This is a genomic window from Paenibacillus barcinonensis (assembly GCF_003217495.1).
GTDB classification, from domain to species: Bacteria; Bacillota; Bacilli; order Paenibacillales; family Paenibacillaceae; genus Paenibacillus; species Paenibacillus barcinonensis.
Genome location: NZ_QJSW01000018.1, coordinates 34,486 through 52,657, shown reverse-complemented (window position 1 = coordinate 52,657; position 18,172 = coordinate 34,486). Strand labels below are relative to the sequence as shown.

At 49.2% G+C, this 18,172-nt stretch carries 15 protein-coding genes; 1 reads left to right on the top strand and 14 read right to left on the bottom strand.

Annotated elements, in window-relative coordinates:
* Nucleotides 1–39 precede the first annotated feature (39 nt).
* The 9 genes from priA to DFQ00_RS21665 form a co-directional block, all read right to left on the bottom strand.
* Complete coding sequence (priA, locus tag DFQ00_RS21705; RefSeq protein WP_110898579.1) at nt 40–2,589, bottom strand: primosomal protein N'; 2,550 nt, start codon at nt 2,587–2,589, stop codon at nt 40–42.
* A gap of 3 nt (nt 2,590–2,592) precedes the next feature.
* Nucleotides 2,593–3,864, bottom strand: coding sequence for a bifunctional phosphopantothenoylcysteine decarboxylase/phosphopantothenate--cysteine ligase CoaBC (gene coaBC / locus DFQ00_RS21700; protein WP_110898578.1), 1,272 nt, complete (start codon nt 3,862–3,864; stop codon nt 2,593–2,595).
* A 156-nt stretch (nt 3,865–4,020) separates the two neighbouring features.
* Nucleotides 4,021–4,233 (bottom strand): DNA-directed RNA polymerase subunit omega, encoded by a 213-nt coding sequence (gene rpoZ, locus DFQ00_RS21695; protein ID WP_110898577.1) that lies wholly within the window; start codon nt 4,231–4,233, stop codon nt 4,021–4,023.
* A 160-nt stretch (nt 4,234–4,393) separates the two neighbouring features.
* Nucleotides 4,394–4,966, bottom strand: a complete 573-nt coding sequence (gene gmk, locus DFQ00_RS21690; protein WP_110898576.1) for a guanylate kinase — start codon at nt 4,964–4,966, stop codon at nt 4,394–4,396.
* A 13-nt stretch (nt 4,967–4,979) separates the two neighbouring features.
* On the bottom strand, nt 4,980–5,240 hold the full coding sequence (gene remA, locus DFQ00_RS21685; RefSeq protein ID WP_006209218.1) for an extracellular matrix/biofilm regulator RemA: 261 nt from the start codon (nt 5,238–5,240) through the stop codon (nt 4,980–4,982).
* A 51-nt stretch (nt 5,241–5,291) separates the two neighbouring features.
* Nucleotides 5,292–6,191 carry a YicC/YloC family endoribonuclease gene (locus tag DFQ00_RS21680; RefSeq protein WP_110898575.1) on the bottom strand — a complete coding sequence of 300 codons (900 nt, stop codon included), beginning with the start codon at nt 6,189–6,191 and terminating at the stop codon, nt 5,292–5,294.
* A 19-nt stretch (nt 6,192–6,210) separates the two neighbouring features.
* Nucleotides 6,211–8,100: a bifunctional homocysteine S-methyltransferase/methylenetetrahydrofolate reductase gene (locus DFQ00_RS21675; RefSeq protein ID WP_110898574.1), complete on the bottom strand. Its 1,890-nt coding sequence runs from the start codon at nt 8,098–8,100 to the stop codon at nt 6,211–6,213.
* Nucleotides 8,101–8,325: 225 nt separating this feature from the next.
* Nucleotides 8,326–9,159: a diaminopimelate epimerase gene (gene dapF / locus DFQ00_RS21670; RefSeq protein WP_110898619.1), complete on the bottom strand. Its 834-nt coding sequence runs from the start codon at nt 9,157–9,159 to the stop codon at nt 8,326–8,328.
* Between the two features lie 208 nt (nt 9,160–9,367).
* Nucleotides 9,368–12,226, bottom strand: a complete 2,859-nt coding sequence (locus DFQ00_RS21665; protein WP_110898573.1) for a cation-translocating P-type ATPase — start codon at nt 12,224–12,226, stop codon at nt 9,368–9,370.
* A gap of 353 nt (nt 12,227–12,579) precedes the next feature.
* Between DFQ00_RS21665 and DFQ00_RS21660 the strand changes: the two genes are divergently transcribed.
* Nucleotides 12,580–14,364: an Rqc2 family fibronectin-binding protein gene (locus DFQ00_RS21660; RefSeq protein ID WP_110898572.1), complete on the top strand. Its 1,785-nt coding sequence runs from the start codon at nt 12,580–12,582 to the stop codon at nt 14,362–14,364.
* A gap of 262 nt (nt 14,365–14,626) precedes the next feature.
* Here DFQ00_RS21660 and DFQ00_RS21655 read toward each other — a convergent pair whose 3' ends face one another.
* From DFQ00_RS21655 to DFQ00_RS21635, 5 genes are all read right to left on the bottom strand, one after another.
* Nucleotides 14,627–15,496: a PHP domain-containing protein gene (locus tag DFQ00_RS21655; protein WP_110898571.1), complete on the bottom strand. Its 870-nt coding sequence runs from the start codon at nt 15,494–15,496 to the stop codon at nt 14,627–14,629.
* A 99-nt stretch (nt 15,497–15,595) separates the two neighbouring features.
* Nucleotides 15,596–16,507: a selenium metabolism-associated LysR family transcriptional regulator gene (locus DFQ00_RS21650; protein WP_110898570.1), complete on the bottom strand. Its 912-nt coding sequence runs from the start codon at nt 16,505–16,507 to the stop codon at nt 15,596–15,598.
* Nucleotides 16,508–16,649: 142 nt separating this feature from the next.
* Nucleotides 16,650–17,087 carry a hypothetical protein gene (locus tag DFQ00_RS21645; protein ID WP_110898569.1) on the bottom strand — a complete coding sequence of 146 codons (438 nt, stop codon included), beginning with the start codon at nt 17,085–17,087 and terminating at the stop codon, nt 16,650–16,652.
* 164 nt (nt 17,088–17,251) lie between these two features.
* Nucleotides 17,252–17,515 carry a YlbG family protein gene (locus tag DFQ00_RS21640; RefSeq protein ID WP_056696929.1) on the bottom strand — a complete coding sequence of 88 codons (264 nt, stop codon included), beginning with the start codon at nt 17,513–17,515 and terminating at the stop codon, nt 17,252–17,254.
* Nucleotides 17,516–17,600: 85 nt separating this feature from the next.
* Nucleotides 17,601–18,038 carry a YlbF/YmcA family competence regulator gene (locus tag DFQ00_RS21635; RefSeq protein WP_110898568.1) on the bottom strand — a complete coding sequence of 146 codons (438 nt, stop codon included), beginning with the start codon at nt 18,036–18,038 and terminating at the stop codon, nt 17,601–17,603.
* Nucleotides 18,039–18,172 lie beyond the last annotated feature (134 nt).

The window sequence follows — 18,172 nt, the reverse complement described above, 5'->3', positions numbered from 1 at the left end:
CGCATCCACATTTTTTGTATATAAAAAGCTGTGAGATGTCTACATTAACATCTGCGGGTCTACATCAAGACTAATGAGCAACTTTTGGGCCTGAACATCATCATCCATATACCGGGCCGTTGCCAGAGCCAGACCGATTGCGTCCACATCCCCACGCCATTTTATCATACATTGGAATCGGTATCTATTCTTGATCCGCGGGATTGGCGAAGCTACAGGCCCAAGCACATCAAAGGCATCGTTGCTGAAACGATCCAGGCTACCCAGCCAGCCAGCCGCATTTGCCTTCTCTTTTAGCAATCGGGTATAGTTCTCGGCCAATCGAATCAATACCGGGAGCTGCTCGTGGGAGAACGTCACCAGAATCAGACGACAATACGGTGGATATTGTAACGTTCTGCGATGCAGAAGCTCCTCTCGTACAAAGGACACGTAATCATGCTGGCTTGCATGGCCAATTGAATAATGCTCAGGCGTATAGGACTGCACGAACACTTCTCCTGGCAATTGATGACGTCCCGCCCGACCAGCCACTTGAGTCAATAGCTGGAACGTCTTCTCCGCAGCACGAAAATCAGGCAAATTCAGGGCTGAATCCGCGGTGATTACCCCCACCAGAGTCACATCAGGGAAATCGAGTCCTTTGGCAACCATCTGGGTCCCAAGCAGGACATCGGCCTTTTTCTCCCGAAATTGCTTTAACAGCTTTTCATGCGAACCCTTTTCGGTCGTGGTGTCCACATCCATTCGAATGACACGAATCCCTGGGAAAAGCTTGGCCAGCTCTTCCTCCACCCGCTGTGTTCCTGTGCCAAAGTACCTGATATGCTCGCTTCCGCAATCCGGGCAGGTTTCAGGTGCAGCCTCCGCATAACCGCAATAGTGGCAGCGCAGATTGTTGGAGCGCTGATGATACGTCAAGGAGATATCGCATTCAGGACAACCGGCCACATATCCGCAGCTGCGGCACATTACAAATGTGGAATAACCGCGGCGATTCAGCAGCAGCACCGTCTGTTCTCCGCGCTCCACGCGCTCCTCGATTCCTTTGTGCAGCGCCCTGCTGAACATGGAACGATTGCCATCCTTCAGCTCTTCGCGCATATCAATGATACGCACTGTGGGCAGATTGTTGCCAAGCGCTCTCGTAGGCATTTCCAGCAAAAGCGGTGCAAAATCATCATTGCTCTGCGAGCGCGCAGCATAATAACTTTCAAGCGAAGGTGTGGCGGAGCCGAGAACAACCACGGCCTGATGCTGCTGTGCTCTTTTGACCGCGACATCCCGCGCATGATACTTAGGCGTCTCCTCCTGCTTATACGAGGTTTCATGCTCCTCATCCATAATAATCAGTCCCAGCCGGCTGAAGGGAGCAAATACAGCAGAACGCGCACCAATCGCAACCTTGACCTGACCTTCACGGATTTTGCGCCATTCATCATAACGTTCACCGCCAGAAAGGCGGCTGTGCATAACCGCTACCTGATCACCAAAACGTCCCTTAAAACGTTCTACCATCTGTGGCGTAAGGGCAATCTCCGGCACCAGCACAATCGCCTGTCGGTCCTGATTGATGCATTGCTGGATCGTCTGCAAATACACTTCTGTTTTACCGCTGCCCGTGACACCATGCAATAGAAAAACACCGTGACGATGCTCCTGCAAACGACCATTTATACTGGCAAACACGCCTTGCTGCTCCTCAGTCAATGCCAGAGGCTCGGTTGGTTTAAATCGTCTGCCTTGATACGGATCGCGGAAAACTTCCACATCCTCTGTAACGACCAGTCCTTTGTCCTCAAGCCCCTTGACGGTCGCCGCCGACACCTGCAAGGTAGCCAGCACTTCTTTCAGCGGCATAGGTAACAGGTCCTTCATCTCCAGCAAAAATGAAAGAATTTCCTTCTGCCGCTGCGCCTTGGCTGGGAACGAATCAAGCGCCTCTTCCGCCGTAGCAATATCTACAGCCAGCTGAACGGATTTCATCGTTTTTTTATTCAACTTGTCCTTGATCGCCTGACTTTCCAGCAGCACACCGCTCAGCAGCAGCTTTTTGATCAACGCTGCATGGTTCGGATATTTCCGGCTTAATTGCTGCAGTGGAACCTGTCCCCTGTTTTGCACAAAACGAATAATATCCTGCTGAACCTTCTCGGCCGCGGACTCCTCTCCCCACACAAACAACACTTCTTCCTTGGAGGCTTCATCCAAGGCACGTCCATCCAGCGCATCCCCCAGCGAAATGTAACGCTCGGCTTTTCCCTTGAGCGCCGTAGGCACCATCACCTGCAGGGACAGAATACGGTTGCTCGCATAACGGTCGCTCATCCATTCTCCCAGCTCCACCAGATCCTTCGAGAGCGGCGGCACAATATCCAGCAGCTCCTGAATAGGCTTCAGCCTGAACGATTCCTCCCCTGTGCGTGGAACGAGATCCACAACAAAGCCCTGCACCGTGCGATGTCCAAAAGGTACACCCACCCTGCTCCCTACCTCAATCCATTCCTTCATGGAGTCGGGCACCAGATAATCAAAAGGCCGGTCGGTCTGCTTCACAGGCACATCGACAATGACCTTGGCAATCTCCATCGGTTAATTCCTCCCGGCAATGCGCTCTGCCGCAATGCGAAGCAGGCGATGCGCCACATCTTGCTTGGACATCAATTCAAGCTCCTCTACCAATCCATCCCGGTCATAAATATGAACCGCGTTGGTGTCTGTCCCGAATCCAGCTCCCGAGCGGGTGACATCATTGGCTACGATCAGATCACAATTTTTCCGTTCCAGCTTCTCTCGTGCATGCATTTCCAGCGACTGCGTCTCTGCGGCAAAACCGATCAAATACTGATGAGTTTTCCGTTTGCCCAGCGTCTCCAGAATATCTATATTTTTCACAAGCTCCAGTGACAGCGTGTCACCTTTCTTCTTGATTTTTTCTGTGTAAACTTCCTTAGGTCGATAATCAGCGACAGCTGCCGCCTTAATAACGATATCTGCATCGTTCCACTCACTCGAGACTGCCTCATACATTTCCTGTGCGGACTGCACAGGGATAACCTCCACCTGCTCTGGCGGTTGTGCCTGCGTATTGCCCATCACCAGCTTGACCTCAGCGCCCAGATCACGCGCGGCAGCGGCGATGGCAAAACCCATTTTCCCCGATGAGTCATTCGTAATGTAACGAACAGGATCAATGCGCTCAACCGTACCGCCAGCGGTAACCACAACCTTTTTTCCTTTTAAAAGCAACTCCTGGCCTTGTGTCTGTGTCTGAACATTGGTCCAGCCCTGCCCGGCACGCTGCATCGAAGCAGCATTACGCTGCGTAAAGAAGCGCTCCACCACATCCACAATTGTCTCCGGCTCCTCCAGACGTCCTTTGCCGACATAACCACAGGCTAGCAGCCCTTCTCCTGGTTCAATCATTAACGTGCCTCGTTCAACAAGCACATTCATATTTTGCTTGACCGCCGGATGATCATACATATGCACATTCATCGCCGGTGCAACCATCACGGGTGCAGTGGTAGCAAGCAACGTGGTAGTCAGCATATCATCAGCCATTCCATGTGCCATTTTGGCAATCACATTTGCAGTCGCAGGAGCGACCAGTACGAGATCGGCCAGATCAGCCAGATGAATATGAGACACAACTGCCGGCTCCCGTTCATCAAATGTATCTGTGTACACCGGGTTGCGGGTTAACGTCTGTAGCGTTAATTCGGTTATAAACTGTGTTGCAGAAGAGGTCATAATGACGTGCACATCCGCTCCCTTCTGCACCAGCTTGCTGCATAAGGTTGCAGCCTTGTAAGCCGCTATGCCGCCTGTTACACCGAGCACAATCCTTTTACCGTTCAACATGTGTATATCCCCCGATCATGTTAAGACGTCTATATCAATGAAATAACAGTTCATAAATAAAAAATGAGAAGGCTTATTCGTAAAAAAATAACAACCTCGCGGTTGTCAAAATAAATCGGCCTTCGCCGTATGCAGTTGAAGAGCAGCCACTAGGGCTTACTCTTCCTCCTCATCCTGTCCTTTGAGTACAACCAGATGATCTCCGTAGATTTCTTCCAGTGCAACGCCAACCTGTTTATGAGATTTTGCGTTTCTCAGCTCGGATTTTTCGCCTTCGCGAAGCTGTCTAGCACGACGAGAAGCCGCGACAACCAGGGAATACTTGCTGTCAACTTTATTCATCATTTCATCAATTGAAGGATACAGCATATTAACAAAACACCTCTTTGCTTTAGTATAATCACAAGTTGCCGCCGGACAGAGCCTTTATGTTGCGCGCCCTTCACATTAAGACATCCGGGCGTAGCCCATCCTTAACATGATATGACAACTGCCCCATGAATATCGCTCTATGCGGCGGCAAATGGAATTATTTATTGATCTTACAATGTTCGGCAATAATGATGCTTTCTATTCGCTTGCAGGCAAGTTCGATTTCATCATTCACCACAGCATAATCATACTGTTCCAGCAGATTGATCTCATCCACCGCAACGGACATGCGATGATCAATCGTCGCCTGACTTTCCGTGCCACGGCCCTGAATGCGATCCTTCAGCTCGTCCAGAGAAGGCGGAAGCAGGAACACAAAAATCCCTTCCGGGAATTTCTCCTTCACTTTAAGCGCACCCTGAACCTCAATCTCCAGAATGATATCGCGGCCTTCGTTAATTGTTTTCTCCACAAAATCACGCGGAGTACCGTAATAATTACCTACATATTCTGCATGCTCAAGCAACTGATCCTCGGCAATCATCTTCAGAAACTCATCATGCGAATGGAAAAAATAGTTCACTCCATGCTCTTCACCCAAACGTGGCTGACGCGTAGTGGCTGATACCGAATACGTCAGATTCGGCACACGTTTACGCAGCTCGCTGCATACTGTACCCTTCCCGACCCCCGAGGGGCCGGACAACACTATTAGTAATCCCTTAGACATATTACACTCCATTTTATTCGTCGTTATCATCATCTTTTGAAGAAAGACGATGGGCGACCGTTTCAGGCTGAACTGCAGACAGAATAACATGATCGCTATCCGTAATAATAACGGCACGCGTACGTCTTCCGTAAGTTGCATCAATCAGCATGTGACGATCTCTTGCCTCTTGTATAATTCTCTTGATCGGCGCCGATTCCGGACTCACGATGGATATAATCCGGTTCGCCGATACGATGTTACCGAATCCAATGTTAATGAGTTTGATTGCCATAATCAGGTTCTTCCCCCTATACATGCGACTCTTCTGTCGAAATTTGGCCGTTCATTCGATGTTCGCTGCTTGCTCACGAATCTTCTCCAGCTCCGCCTTCATCTCGACAACACGGTTCACCAGAGCCAAGTGGTTGGCTTTTGATCCAATCGTATTGACTTCCCGATTCATCTCCTGAATCAGAAAGTCCAGCTTGCGGCCTACCGGGTCCTCGCTTTTCAGCAATTCCCTGCTCTGTCCAAAATGACTGAGTAAACGTGTAAGCTCCTCTTCAATGTTGGAACGATCCGCAAACACTGCGATTTCCATACCCAATTTATGCTCATCAAAAGGGAAAGAGCCCTCTTCCTGCATCTCCGTAAGCCGCTGCCTTAACTTGTTGCGGTAATCACTTACCACTGTTGGTGCAAGAGCAAGCATCTCGGTGTGCAGTGACTCCAGACGGGTAATCCGTCGTTCCAGATCAGTGGCCAGATGAAGACCTTCGCGAGCGCGCATCTGCTCAAGGCTGGAGAGAGCCTCATTCAAACCAGCATGCAGAACCTGCTCCCATTCATGCTTCTGTTCCTCTGGCACAAAGCTCGTCCCATCCGACTGAACCATGACATCCGGCAGTCCCAGCATATCCACAATGCTCGGCTTGCCCTGCAGTCCAAATTGACGCTCTAGCTGCTCTGCAGCCTGCAGATAGGCCCTAACCGCCTGCTCATTCAGAACAGCGGGAAGAGCCTGGTCTTCCTCTTTTTCTTTCATTACATAAACATCAATCCGCCCTCGCTTCAAGCGGCTCTGTACGATCTTCCTCAAACCATCCTCATAGTACGTCCATTCTCTAGGAAGACGCATCATGACTTCACAATAACGATGATTGACTGATTTGATCTCCAATTGTACCTTGTAGCCGCCAAAATGAAAGGCGGATTGACCGTATCCGGTCATACTGAATGACATCGGCATCACATCCGTTTTACTATTGTAATTGATTATTAGGGTTGAAACAAGTAGGACATTGATGCTCCGACTTCTCCCAGACATATTGAGTCAGCTCAGCGGTCATGCCATAGAACATAAACGGAGTCATCAAATAGATACCCTTGAAATGCTCTGTAGCAACATCCAGCAATTCTTTTGCAATCGTTACTCCCATCGCACGGCCCTCTTCCCCTTCAAGTCCTGCCATGCGGGAACGCACCTCATCCGACAGCTGAATTCCCGGAACCTCATTGTGCAGATACTCCGCGTTACGTCCGCTTGCAAGGGGCATAACGCCGACAAAAATAGGAATGTCAAGGTGCTTGGTTGCCTCGTGCATCTTTACGATCAGTTCCGGATCATATACAGGCTGTGTCATAATATAGTCTGCCCCGGAGGCAATTTTCTTCTCAAGGCGCTGAACCGCCTTGTCCAGATGTTTTACATTCGGATTAAACGCGGCTCCAATCACGAAACCAGCCTTCTGTTTCAACGGTTTACCCGAGAAGGCTACACCGTCATTAAGCTGTTTGATCATTCGTATAATTTCAAATGAGGTCAGATCGTACACCGAACTGGAGCCAGGCAAATCACCGAATCTTGCAGGATCACCAGTTACGGCAAGCACATGGTTAATGCCCAGCGCATCAAATCCCATCATATGGGACTGGGTCCCGATCAGATTGCGGTCACGACAGGCGATATGCACCAGTGCACGCAGACCTGTACGATCCTGCACCAGATGTCCCAGAGCCATATTGCTCATGCGGGTCACAGCAAGAGAGTTGTCCGCCAGCGTCAGTGCATCCGCTCCAGCTGCCTTCAGCGTCTCAGCACCCTTCATAAACTTGGCAATATCCAGATCACGCGGCGGATCAAGCTCTACAATGACCGTGTGACGTTGCTTGACCAGATCAACAATCGTTGGCTGACCTCCGCGTCCTGCACGTTCATCCACATTCTCATGAAGCACGATACGCGGCTGGCTCTCTGCTGAATCAGGCTCCGCAATCGGCAGCGGCACATACTCCGCAAGCGCTTGTTTAATGGCGGTAATATGATCAGGCGTTGTACCGCAGCATCCACCGATAATACGGGCACCAAGCTCTGCAAACTGCACAGCAGTTTGACCAAAATATTCAGGCGTTGCACCATAACGGAACTGGCCATCCACATAATCTGCCGCACCCGCATTTGGATATACGGACATCGGAACACCAATGCGTCCAGATACAGTTTCCATCGCACGCATAATACCATTTGGACCAGAACGACAGTTGAAGCCGATGACGTCAGCTCCCTGCTCACGCATGATGCGGAAGGCTTCTGGCATCGTGTAACCATCCAGCGTATGTCCCACATCTTCTACTGCGAATTGACCGATCACTGGAAGATCGCTCAGCTTACGCGCTTGCAGAAGAGCAATGTCCATCTCTTCAATATCATAGAAGGTTTCGAGAAGTATGCCGTCTACACCTTCATCCAGCAAAGCAAAAATTTGCTGCTGATAGAACCGTTTCAATTCACTGGTAGACACGTTTGTTCGTTTGCCACCGCGAATAGAGCCTACAGCGCCGAGAACGTATCCGTCTGTCCCTGCAACCGCTTTGGCGATGCGCACACCTGCCCGGTTTACTTCCTCTACCTTGGACTCCAGTCCAAACTTGGACAACTTGTCAAAATTGGCCGAGTATGTGTTCGTCTCAAAAATATCGGTGCCCGCATCAAGATAGCGGCGATGCACTTCTGCCACAACTTCCGGTGAAATCAGGTTCAACTCTTCGTAAGAAATCCCCACTGGGAATCCCATTTGATATAGAAACGTTCCCATGGCCCCATCACCAACAAGAACACGCTGTTTCATTGCTGTGCGTAAATCCGCCTTCATCCCATTTCCCCCCGCATGGCTGTGATCATTTCATACTAATGTAACATAAAAAACGCTAAAAAACGAAGAAAAACACAGGTTTTTGCTGTTTGTCCAGTTGTAGTGGACATTCCTGCCGCCGAACGCGTGAAAACGCTCTTGAGGGCTGGACAGAACTGTGCACACAATGATTAAAAAAAGAGGCCCTCAGGCCTCTTTGATCTCATCTTACGTAATTGCAATTGCCTATGAAGTAACTCCCTTGAATACCACTTCGGCTGGTCCAGTCATATAGACGTGGTTATCCGCCTCGTTCCACTCAATATGAAGGTCTCCACCCTTCAAGCTGATTACCGCGGTACGATCTGTGTGACCGTTCAGCACAGATGATACGAGTGTTGCACAAGCGCCCGTTCCACAAGCCAGCGTCGGACCGGCTCCACGCTCCCATACACGCATGTCTACATATCCGCGATCACGTACAGTTGCGAACTCCACATTGATTTTCTTCGGGAACATCGGATGCACTTCCAGCAGCGGCCCCCAGGTTGTCAGATCAAAGTTTACTGCATCATCTACATAGATGACGGCGTGAGGGTTGCCCATGGATACCGCCGTAAATTTGAATGCATGTCCATTCGCTTCAATGTAATGATCCATTACAGGGTTCGCATCAACGGTTGTCGGCACCTGGAGACCGTCCAGGATTGGCTCGCCCATGTCTACACGCACCGTTTCCACCTTGCCATCCCGGACATTAAGGTTTACTGGCTGCACGCCTGCACCAATCGTTTCAATCGTAATCTGCTCACGGTCAACATGACCGTGGTCGTATACGTACTTGGACACACAACGAATGGCGTTGCCGCACTGCTCTGCCTCCGAGCCGTCCGAGTTCATAATACGCATCTGAAAATCCGCCTTCTCTGAAGGCAATATATATACCAGGCCATCTGCTCCGATGCCGAAGAAGCGATTGCACCACTTTACCGCAAGCTCAGCCGCATCTGAAGGAAGCTCCTTTTCACCAAATACAATAATAAAATCATTGCCTAGTCCGTGCATTTTCGTAAATTCCATATCCTTGCCCACTCCTTTTGGCCTTCTGCTGCCAAAGCTTAGTTATAAATTATTCTCTCTTATTAAAGCTGTTACTAGTCAAACCTGGAAGCGATCTTTCATCAAGATTCATGCATGCAAAAAAGCTATCCCGCAAAAATGTCAAAGCTCTCGCCTTGAATCATTTTGAGGATAGCATACCGAAACAGCTCTGGAATTACTATTGATTTTATGCTGAAAACTTTGTACTTTTCGGTACGAAGCGCCCGGAACCCCCCATACGGCGGCGATTGCGACGACCTCCCCACACGCTGCCTGCCCCCATCAGGAAGGTAGGAATGCCTGCGGCTACAATACAGATTGCCCATTCACGCAGACCGAGAGGAACTGTTTTGAAAATCGGTTGCAGCGGCTCAACGTACATGACCACCAACATGAGCACAACCGAGGAAATAACAGCAAACACAAGATATTTGTTCTGTAGCGGATTTCGATGGAAGATGGAACGCGAGCTCCGGCAGTCAAATACATGGATCAGTTGCGCAAGCACCAAAGTCGCAAAAGCAACAGACTGCGCCTTGATTAACTGCCCCGGATGATCCGGTGCGGCCTGAAGAGTGAGCCAGAATGCACCTAGTGTACACAATCCAATCAGCACACCACGGCTAACAATTTTCCACCCTAATCTGCGAGCAAAAATATTTTCCTTCGCCCCGCGTGGCTTATGCTCCATCAGATCTTTTTCCGGCTGATCGACCCCGAGCGCCATCGCAGGCAGACCATCCGTTACAAGGTTTACCCACAGAATCTGAATCGGCACGAGCGGAAGTGGCAGTCCCATCATCATCGCAAAAAACATCGTCAGAATTTCGCCTACATTCGAGGCCAGCAAATAACGGATAAACTTACGAATGTTCTCATAGATGTTGCGACCCTCTTCAATAGCTGCCACTATTGTGGAGAAGTTATCATCACTCAGAATAAGGGAGGAGGCTTCCTTGGTTACATCCGTACCGGTAATGCCCATGGCGATGCCGATGTCAGCTGCCTTGATCGCAGGAGCGTCATTGACACCATCTCCTGTCATGGCGACAACGTGTCCTCTACGCTGTAGTGATTTGACGATACGCAGCTTGTGCTCGGGGGACACCCGGGAGAACACATAAATATCGTTCACTTGTTTATCCAGCTGCTCATCCGTCATGCCCGCAAGTTGCTGCCCGCTTAGTGAGGCTCCGCCGCGAGGCAGAATGCCAAGCTGATGAGCGATCGCTTCTGCCGTTGTTCCATGGTCTCCCGTAATCATGACTGTACGAATGCCTGCCCTGCGGCATGTAGCAATGGCATCACGGACCTCTCGGCGAGGAGGATCAATCATGCCTGCAAGCCCGACAAATACCAGCTGGCTTTCTGCTGCATGCTCGTCAGCGACATGTTCTTTAGATTTGACCTCACGGTAAGCCATCCCAAGCACCCGTAGGGCATTGCCAGCCATGCTTTCGTTGGCAGCCATCACTTTCTGGCGCAGTGTGCCCGTGAAAGGAACCACTTTACCTTCCCATAAAATATAACTGCAATGCTCAATGAGTACGTCCGGCGCTCCCTTGGTATAGATCATACGCCCACCCTGATGTTTGACCATTACGGACATCCGTTTCCGCTCGGAATCAAACGGGAATTCCTGCTCTCGCGTATACAATTCCTTCAGCCCTGACGGAGTAAGGCCCATTTTGGAAGCCATAGCCACAAGAGCCCCCTCCGTCGGATCGCCTTTCAGCTCCCAAAGCACTTGGCTGATATAATCCTGATCTTCCTCCTGCTGGCCTTTCTTACGGCCCTTTTTGTTATCTTTTTTGGAAGCTTTATTTTTCTTCTTGTTACCAGGCTCATTCAGCACCGTTTCTACAATGCTCGCATTGTTACAAAGTGCGCTGATCTGAAGCATTCTCCGCAGGGATTGGTCGCTCTTCAGCTCAATCATTCGATCATTCTCCAGCATATAACCTTCCGGTGCATAACCGTCCCCGGTGACCTTAATGCTGCGTCCTTCAAGCCACACATTCGTTACGGTCATTTTGTTCTGTGTCAAGGTACCTGTCTTATCCGAACAGATCACAGAGGCGCAGCCCAGCGTCTCTACCGATGGCAGCTTGCGTACAATGGCTTTGCGTTTAATCATTCGCTGTACACCCAGCGCCAAGGCAATGGTCACGATTGCAGGCAAGCCTTCCGGGATTGCCGCCACAGCAAGGCTGACACCTGCCAGGAACATGCCTACAGCGGGTTGTCCATGAAGAATCCCTGCGACCACAACCATCACCGTTAATCCCAGCGCAACAAAGATCAGAATTTTGCCCAGTTGTTCCAGTCTGTGCTGAAGCGGAGTCTCCTGCTCCTCCGTGCTCTGGATCAAGTCAGCGATTTTACCCATCTCTGTATCCATACCTGTACGAATAACGATGCCTCTGGCCGTACCCCGAGTAACCATTGTGCCCATAAATCCCATATTTCGCTGATCTCCCAGCGGAACGTCGTCACTCGCAATGGGCCTGCAATGTTTGCTGACAGGCACGGATTCTCCCGTAAGTGCAGACTCCTCTACATCAAGACTATTCGTTTCCAGCCAGCGTACATCGGCGGGAATGCGATCTCCGCTTTCCACCACAATGATGTCCCCAGGAACGAGCTGTTTTGCCGGAAGATGCACTTCCTGACCCGAACGCAGCACTTTGGCCAGAGGTGCTGACAGCTGTTTGAGTGCACGTAGCGAACGCTCTGCTCGGAATTCCTGTACGAAGCCTAAGATGGCGTTCAGCACAATAATAGCAACAATCGTCACCGCATCCAGGTACTCTCCAAGCAAACCCGATACCAGCGTTGCTCCCATGAGCACCAGCACCATGAAGTCCTTGAACTGATTCAGCAGCAGCGTAATCGGAGATATTCGCTTTGCCTCACTCAGCTCGTTCGAGCCAGCTGTTTTTCGCTTCTCTGTTACCGCTTCTTCCGTTAATCCCTCCTGCGGATCGACTCCAAGAGTGTCACGAAGCTCTTCGTCACTCAGTTGATGCCACTTGGTATGTTCCACTACAGAATTCCCTCCCAGTCTCATTTCATCTGCAATGCAAGCTCTCACATGTTTCACCGGCAGGATGCTAGGGCAGGCTGTACACTGTGCCGGACAAACTACCTGCTCTATATGTATTCGGACAGGTCTGTGAATAGCACCCGGAAGGTGAATCCTTTCCCTGATGGGCAGAATAAGCTAAAATATAAGTCTGCGAAGCTTACGGGCAACTCCTGTTAGCGGTAAGAAAGAGGGCAGCCACATTTTGTTATGACCCATCCAGTTACATAGACCTGGCCGCCTGTAATTCGTTGTAGATGAGGCATTCTGCATGAAGCTCATGCAGAGGCTTGAATAGAGAGGAAGTGAACAATATGGCACTTGACGGCATCGTAACCCGCGCTATCGTACATGAACTGCAAGGCTGCATCGGAGGACGCATCAGCAAAATCCATCAGCCAAACGGTCATGATATGGTGCTCACCCTGCGCGCTCAGCGTGGCAATAGCAAGCTGCTTGTCTCGGCAAGCCCAACGTATCCGCGTGTACATTTTACAGAGAAAACATTTTTGAACCCGACAGAAGCGCCAATGTTCTGCATGTTAATGCGCAAGCACTGCGAAGGGGCTATTATTGAGAACATTCGTCAGATCGGTATGGAACGGATCATTCACATGGATGTGCGTCAGCGGGACGAGCTTGGTGATGTCTCAGTCAAGCGTATCATCATCGAACTCATGGGACGTCACAGTAATATCATTTTGCTCGATCCTGCGACGGATACAATTCTGGATGGCATTCACCACGTTACCCCGTCCATCAGCAGTTATCGTGTAATCATGCCCGGTTTCTCATACACGACCCCGCCGGAGCAGCACAAAAGCAATCCGCTTGAGGTCACTTCAAATGAGTTTGCACAGTTGATCGCCACGGCAGTAGACCAGAACAAACGAGCATCTGACAATGAGTCCGTGCATGAAGCAGATCTGCATCCTTCACGCTGGCTGGTTAATGCATTTAGTGGTATGAGTCCGCTGATTGCAGGAGAGATCGTAGCTCGCTCAGCTTCAGAAGTAAGCAGTCTTGATGCGGAAACACTCTGGACTGCTTTTGAATCCGTACTGTCCCCTGTAAAAAATCAGCAGTACACCCCTGTGACAGGGCTAAATGCTAAAGGTAAAATGGTCTTCTCGGCCATTCATCTGCAGAGCATTGAGGAACAGGAAAAAACGTACGATACAATGAGTAAATGCATGGAGGATTATTACGGGGACAAGGCTGAAAGGGACACGGTTAAACAAAGAGTCAGCGACCTGCTCCGATTCCTGCAAAATGAGCGCAGCAAAAACATTAAAAAGCTCGACAACCTGAACAAGGATCTGCTTGAAGCAGACGATGCGGACAAGTACAGGCTGTGGGGAGAATTGTTATTCGCTTCCCTGCACCAGGTCAGCAAGGGTGATAAAAGTGTAGAGCTCGTAAACTTTTACGACGAGGAACAGCGCAGCATCACGATTCAGCTTGACCCCTTGCTCACACCATCCGATAATGCGCAGCGTTATTTCAAGCGTTATAACAAATACAAGAACAGTCTGGCTGTCATTCATGAACAGCTTGGCAAAACAAAGGACGAAATCGCCTATCTCGACAACCTGTTGCAGCAGCTGTCCATCGCATCCATGAACGATATTGAAGAAATTCGAGACGAGCTTGTGCAGCAGGGGTACTTGCGTGACCGAAACAAAAAGGGCAAGAAGAAAAAGAAAAATGATCGTCCAACCGTGCATCAATTCACGTCTTCAGAGGGCATTGACATTCTGGTTGGCAAAAACAATCTTCAGAACGAGTATGTAACCAACCGACTCGCTTCAGCCAATGATACATGGCTGCATACCAAAGACATTCCAGGCTCACATGTGGTCATTCGCAGCACGGATTTCGGTGAAGCTACGCTGGAGGAAGCGGCACAACTCGCAGCTTATTTCAGCCAAGCCAAGGAATCAAGCAGCGTACCTGTAGATTACACATACATTCGTCATGTACGTAAACCAAGCGGTGCGAAGCCTGGCTTTGTTATTTATGACCATCAGAAAACGCTATTTGTGACACCGAATGACGAGTTGATTAAAAGCCTGCCCTCTACGATTAAAAACGGGTAGGATAACACTTTTGCATAACATATCTTCGGTAAAATAATTTTTACGAAGGGTGCTTTCATTTCATTGCAACAAGCTACGAGTCACGAGCTACAATATTAAAAAGACCCTTATCGGTAATCCATCTTTAAAAAGTGTTATCAAACAAACACAACCTAAAAAGGCCATAAGCACCCTGAAGAACTCCTTCAACGTGTTTATGGCCTTACTTATTCCCCTGTCCTTGATCGCACTTACTTTTTCACTCCAGATTTACTCCAGATACCTATCCTGATTTCCTCTTAGATGTTACAGCCCTGAGCTGCTCTACAGCTTCCATCGCTACCGTCTTGCTGCCTAAATCCCCGTGAAAAACGACACCTTGCCTTTCACCGTGATAATCCGACCCGCCTGTTACAATCAGATCAAACTCCCTCGCCAGCTGCAAATATCGCTGTTCTTCCTCCGGGCCATGATCTGAATGAAACACCTCGATGCCATCAGGTGTGGCGTCCATGATGATCTGTCTTACCAACTCATCATCCCCGTAAATACCTGGATGTGCTATGACTGCAGCCCCCCCTGCTTCTCTAATCCACACACAAGCATCCTGCGGTGAAACACGAGGTACAGATACAAAACCAGGCTTGCCTTCCGCCAGATATTGATCAAAGGCATCCCGCAGATCTGCGGCATATCCCTTTTTTACAAGCACATCTGCCATATGCGGTCTACCCACACTCTCATCTGGCTCCAGCGGCCGACCCAGCTCGTTCAGCACTTCCTGCCAGGTGATATGCAGACCAAGCTCCTGAAGCTTGGCAATCATCCGATGATTGCGCTCCTCTCGCGCCTCTCTCAAGCCACGCAGCCGCTGTAGAAAACGTGTATCATCTACGTTCACCTCATATCCGAGGACATGAATCTCCTTACCTCCCGCGCGTGTACTGATCTCTACCCCGGCAATAACTTCAATATCTAAGAGTTGTCCCGCACGCCGGGCTTCCGCTACACCAGCCACGGTATCATGGTCTGTCAAAGCTACTGCGGATAAGCCTTTGTGCTTCGCGAGCTTCACGTTATCTGTCGGAGACTGCATTCCGTCCGAAGCCTGGCTATGTGTATGAAGATCACAGCGTCCCTGGTGCTGATTCATCGTCAATCCTTCCTTTCATATCCCATGCTGGACTATTGATTCTCACATTACTCTTTTTCACAATCCACAGATGAAATCCATCCTGCAGAACAGAAATTCCTAAGCCTGCTCTCCTTTCTCATGCTCCTGTTGACGCAAATACCCCAGAAAAGCTACGGCGGACAGCGGAAGCAAAGAGGATTTCAGATGAATGGCATAGAACTGGCGCTTGAACTCAAGCCCGCGAATATCCACCATATGAACAAGCCCCAGAGCCAGCTCATGCTGCACAGAGGAAGGCGACAGCATCGTAATGCCCACGCCTGCTTCCACAGCCGATTTGACCGCTCCTGTGCTTCCCAGCTCCATGACCACATTCATATCACTTGGATCAATTTTTTTCTTCTGCAGCTGCCCCTCCATCACTTGACGTGTACCTGATCCTTCCTCACGCAATACAAAAGGGTAATTCATTACTTCTTCAAGATTCACTTTGCCACGACCTGCCAGATCATGTCCTGCAGGTACAATGAGCTTCAGTTCATCCTGCATTACAGGCTCAACCGTCATATCCGGGTGATGTATCGGTGCTTCAATTAATCCAAAGTTCAACTGGTGCTTCAAGATCTCATCCATAATCTGCGTGGTATTCATCACTTTCATGACAATGGATATATCGGGGTACTGCCTTGCAAAGGGTCCCAGCATACGTGGCAGTACATATTCCCCGATGGTCAAACTTGCCCCGAGCTGCAACCTTCCCTGCAGCTTCTGTGTAAAAGCAGACATCGCTTCATCGGTCTGTCTGACCAGCTCTACACTTCGTTTGGCATGCGGCAGTAATGTACGCCCCGCCTCTGACAATTCTATTTTTTTGGTGGAACGGTGTAACAGCCTGGTTCCAAAATAATCCTCCAGCGATTGAATCTGCATCGTCACCGCCGGCTGTGTCATATGTAATGCCTGTGCAGCCGCAGAAAAACTGCCCTTCTCTGCCACTGTATAAAAAATATGCAGCTGATGAAAATTCATATGTTCGCCCCTCTTCCACTTACACTCTCTATAGTGTAGCCGATTTCATGTCCTGCAACAAAAAAAAGCATGCAGCTTGTCTGCATGCGTAAGTACAAAGAATCTCGCATTAAATCTATGATTGCAATCTCGAAGCGACTCATCACCTGTGCTTGCGGCTATTCTTGACCAATGTCATTCTTCTGGAGTGTCTCAGCCAGGAATAATACGACTTCAAATCTCTAAGTTCAATCGTTTCTGACATACGTCCCAAAAACGTCACTACAATCATTTTGTGCAATGGATTGCCTGTGATATCATATTCTCCTTCAAGCTCGGAAAACTCGGCAACCATAACCAAATCATCATCAATCAGGTAAACGTCCTGTTCATTGCGGTAATATGGTGTTACCCGGTCCTGCTTCAGACACTCCCATAACCAGGCCGCAATATGGTCATCATCACTACGCGCAGCCTCAATACGGTCTGCATACCGCATCTTTGCATGATGGGTAATGACGATGTCAGCCACTTTCTTGTCTCCGAGAGCCACAAAAAACGGCTCGTAGGTGCTCCAACGTTGCATCACCTTATCACGCATGGGAATCACTCTCCACCAGATAGGACTTTCTATCTATTTATTACCAATTATATTACAACATAAGTCCTGTAACCTCAAGGCGTAAGTTTAACTTTTTTCACAAGAGTCTGTTTCTGCCGTGTTTAAGAAAAGAGCGACCCGCCGGGCCCCTCCTACGTTTTGTGTTATATTCCGTAATAACTTGTTTTGTCCATCGTTTTGCTGGCATACTCGGTTTTGATCTCGTTACGATAAGAGCGCTCAATTTTGCGCACATAGGAAAGTCGCTTTACATTTTTCATCGTATCCTCAGCTCGTTCTGCATTAACATACATCACAACATAATGCATACGGCGGGAGATATAATGCACGGTTCCATATTTTTCGAGATTGCGGGCAGCTTTCAAATCACTAACCCAAATAATGAATCCAGTTCTTTCCGCAAACATCATCGTTCCCCGCCCTTCTATAAATGGAGACCGGCCCTCGAAAGGCCCGGTCCTTCACAATATAAATCTGATTATTCGGTAACGATTAACTGCATCCACATTTGCCGCCACTTCCGCAGCCACCTTTGGGATTAGGATCGTTGCTTGGTACTTTTATAGTAGTGGATACGGCGAAGGCAATAGTTTCTGACATCTGAAACAGCATCTCGTCCAATGCCCGCTCCGCTTCTTTGAACCGAGCTACCGCTTCAAAGGACTCCAATTCCTTCTCCAGCGCCGTCACCTGATCTTTTGCTGCATGGTAGTCTGGGTGAAAGTGGCCAAAACGCTGGGTTTCCTCAAACAACTCTTTCTTGGCATTCAGCCTGCGGATGCCCTCCTGAATCTCGGGACTTGTATCCACTTGCTGCTTCCAATATAAATAATCCGATACTTCGGCAGATTGGTTAATCATGTCACCCAGTTCATATGCGCCCGTTAACACTTGGGCCATATCGACCGTGTTTATTTCCGCTACGCTCATGAATCATTCATCCTATCTATATATAAAGTTCTACTTAACGTAGACTCCTTCATCATAGCATATCCATGAAAGGTTAAGAAGAGTTTTTCCTGTAATTGCAAGGCAGCGAGCATGCAAAATTCGGTTTTGGTTTC

What these genes read in the sequence shown, in the direction of transcription:
- DFQ00_RS21680 (WP_110898575.1), bottom strand. Translation starts at nt 6,191, where the DNA reads ATGTCATTCAGTATGACCGGATACGGTCAATCCGCCTTTCATTTTGGC.
- DFQ00_RS21645 (WP_110898569.1), bottom strand. Translation starts at nt 17,087, where the DNA reads ATGCGTGATAAGGTGATGCAACGTTGGAGCACCTACGAGCCGTTTTTT.
- gmk (WP_110898576.1), bottom strand. Translation starts at nt 4,966, where the DNA reads ATGTCTAAGGGATTACTAATAGTGTTGTCCGGCCCCTCGGGGGTCGGG.
- DFQ00_RS21675 (WP_110898574.1), bottom strand. Translation starts at nt 8,100, where the DNA reads ATGAAGGCGGATTTACGCACAGCAATGAAACAGCGTGTTCTTGTTGGT.
- dapF (WP_110898619.1), bottom strand. Translation starts at nt 9,159, where the DNA reads ATGGAATTTACGAAAATGCACGGACTAGGCAATGATTTTATTATTGTA.
- coaBC (WP_110898578.1), bottom strand. Translation starts at nt 3,864, where the DNA reads ATGTTGAACGGTAAAAGGATTGTGCTCGGTGTAACAGGCGGCATAGCG.
- remA (WP_006209218.1), bottom strand. Translation starts at nt 5,240, where the DNA reads ATGGCAATCAAACTCATTAACATTGGATTCGGTAACATCGTATCGGCG.
- priA (WP_110898579.1), bottom strand. Translation starts at nt 2,589, where the DNA reads ATGGAGATTGCCAAGGTCATTGTCGATGTGCCTGTGAAGCAGACCGAC.
- DFQ00_RS21650 (WP_110898570.1), bottom strand. Translation starts at nt 16,507, where the DNA reads ATGAATTTTCATCAGCTGCATATTTTTTATACAGTGGCAGAGAAGGGC.
- DFQ00_RS21655 (WP_110898571.1), bottom strand. Translation starts at nt 15,496, where the DNA reads ATGAATCAGCACCAGGGACGCTGTGATCTTCATACACATAGCCAGGCT.
- rpoZ (WP_110898577.1), bottom strand. Translation starts at nt 4,233, where the DNA reads ATGCTGTATCCTTCAATTGATGAAATGATGAATAAAGTTGACAGCAAG.
- DFQ00_RS21660 (WP_110898572.1), top strand. Translation starts at nt 12,580, where the DNA reads ATGGCACTTGACGGCATCGTAACCCGCGCTATCGTACATGAACTGCAA.
- DFQ00_RS21635 (WP_110898568.1), bottom strand. Translation starts at nt 18,038, where the DNA reads ATGAGCGTAGCGGAAATAAACACGGTCGATATGGCCCAAGTGTTAACG.
- DFQ00_RS21640 (WP_056696929.1), bottom strand. Translation starts at nt 17,515, where the DNA reads ATGTTTGCGGAAAGAACTGGATTCATTATTTGGGTTAGTGATTTGAAA.